This window comes from Streptomyces sp. NPDC004658, from assembly GCF_040609555.1.
Lineage (GTDB): Bacteria > Actinomycetota > Actinomycetes > Streptomycetales > Streptomycetaceae > Streptomyces.
The window spans coordinates 1-2,110 of the sequence record NZ_JBEXKG010000372.1 but is presented as its reverse complement, the minus strand read 5'-3'; the positions used below and the strand labels follow the sequence as shown (position 1 = coordinate 2,110).

Sequence of the window (2,110 nt, the reverse complement as noted above, 5' to 3'; positions counted from 1 at the left end):
CCCGCATGGCCGCCGCCATGTCCGGCGGCAGCTGGGCGGCCACGTGCCGGGCCAGCCCGGCCGGCAGCCGCTCCGCCAGTGTGCTCACGACCGCGTGCGCGGCCCGCTCGGCCGTCCCCCGGTCGGGCAGCTGGGCCAGCGCCTGCACCTTTCCGATCATCTCGTCGTGCCGCATGAGACCGGTCCCTTCCGCACGAAGTGCCGACGCTGCGCCCGCCCCCGGGCGCAGCGGCACCGGTCGAGTACCCCGCGCCGCCGTCCGGTCACGGCGACCGGCCGCCATCGCCGCCGTCCGGTTCGGCCGCGTTCAGTTTTCCGTCGCCTGCTGGGTCCACGTCCACGCGTACTGCAGCCAGTCGGCCACCGTCAGGGCGCCGAAGCCTCCGCACACCAGGCGGGTGAAGCGGGGCGCCGCCGCGTAGGAGCACACCAGGGCCCCGGTGGTCCAGGCGGCTACGCAGAAGGGGCAGGACACCAGGTCGCCGACCGCGCGCCGGAGCCCGTCACCGCGGGGCTCGTCCATGACCTCGCTCGCCTCGCCCTGGCCCGCGCGGCGGGTGAACGGCGCCCGCAGGAAGCTGGTGACCTTGTCCCTGGCCAGCACCCGCGACGTCTTGTAGGCCGCCGCGCCCAGCAGTGCCACGTCCCAGGGCGGCACCTGCTGCGGCAGGCGGACGCCCCGGCGCCGGGCCAGCAGCGCGAAGGCGCCGGTGCCCGCCAGGAACACGGCGGCGAGGGCGGCGTAGCCGCCCAGCGGGACCTCGTCCTGGTCGTCGTAGCGTGCGGCGTCCGTGCTCATGCGGCCTCCAGCGTCCCGGTGCGTCTTCGGTCCTGCCCAGGGCGGGCAACGAGTTCCCCGGTGCGGGGTGGCGACACGTGACCTCCGGGTCCGCCGGGAGTATCGTATTCATCGAATGATGAATTAGCCGGACGATGACATACGCCGAGCCGCTGCTCTCGACCGGGAAGGGCAGGACCGCCATGGAGAAGACCACGTGCTGTGTCGTGGGGGGCGGCCCCGCGGGCATGGTGCTCGCCCTGCTGCTGGCCCGCGCCGGGATCGCGGTGACCGTGCTGGAGAAACACGCCGACTTCCTGCGCGACTTCCGCGGGGACACGGTCCACCCGTCGACCCTGGCGCTGCTGGACGACCTCGGTCTGGGCGAGGAGTTCGCCCGGCTGCCGCAGCGCCGGGTCCGCACCGTCCAGCTGCCGCTGGGCGCCGGCCGCTCGCCGGTCACCGTCGCGGACCTCTCCGCGCTGCCCGGTCCGCACGACTACGTGGCGATGGTGCCCCAGTGGGACCTGCTCGACCTCCTCGCCGACCAGGCCCGCCGCGAGCCGTCCTTCGAGCTGAGGATGAACACGGAGGCCACCTCCTTCATCGTCGAGTCCGGACGGGTCACCGGGGTGCGCTACCGCACCTCCGACGGCCGCACCGGCGAGCTGCGCGCCCTCCTCACCGTCGCCTGCGACGGCCGGGGGTCGCTGGCCCACTCCCTGCCCGAACTGGGCCTGCACCGCTTCCGCTGCCCGATGGACGCCTGGTGGTTCCGCCTGCCGCGGCACGAGGGCGACCCGAGCGGGCTCGTCGCCGGCGCCGGCGAGGGCTTCCTGGCCGCGATGATCGACCGCGGCGACTACTGGCAGTGCGCCGGGCTCATCCCCAAGGGCACCGACGCCGAGCGCCGTGCCGCCGGCCTGGACCGCTTTAGGGCCGACTTCGCCGACGCCGTCCCCTGGATCGCCGACCGGACGCACACCCTGCGCTCCTGGGACGAGGTGAAGCTCCTCGACGTGCACCTGGACCGGCTGCGCCGCTGGCACCGCCCCGGCCTGCTGTGCATCGGCGACGCCGCGCACGCCATGTCCCCGGTCTTCGGCATCGGGATCAACCTCGCCGTGCAGGACGCCGTGGCCACCGCCCGCCACCTGGTCGCACCCCTGCGGCGCGGCACCGTGGGGCTGCCCGACGTACGGGGCGTGCAGCGCCGCCGCCGCCCCACCACGGTCGTCACCCAGGCGTTGCAGCGGGCGGCCCACGCCCGCGTCATCGCGCCGGTCCTGCGCGGCCGGCCGCCGCTGGGCAGCGCGGAGCGGGCCCGGCGCC

General features: G+C 75.4%; 3 protein-coding genes. 1 reads left to right on the top strand and 2 read right to left on the bottom strand.

The features are described 5' to 3' along the window. Together ABZV94_RS41415 and ABZV94_RS41410 are read right to left on the bottom strand one after the other, a co-directional pair. On the bottom strand, positions 1–160 hold a 160-nt coding region (locus ABZV94_RS41415), incomplete at its 3' end, for a DUF2267 domain-containing protein (RefSeq protein WP_356350246.1). Positions 161–307: 147 nt separating this feature from the next. Then, positions 308–799 carry a DUF1360 domain-containing protein gene (locus tag ABZV94_RS41410; protein ID WP_356350241.1) on the bottom strand — a complete coding sequence of 164 codons (492 nt, stop codon included), beginning with the start codon at positions 797–799 and terminating at the stop codon, positions 308–310. A 182-nt stretch (positions 800–981) separates the two neighbouring features. On the opposite strand from ABZV94_RS41410, the gene ABZV94_RS41405 reads away from it, so the two are divergent. Next, on the top strand, positions 982–2,110 hold a 1,129-nt coding region (locus tag ABZV94_RS41405; RefSeq protein WP_356350243.1), incomplete at its 3' end, for an FAD-dependent oxidoreductase.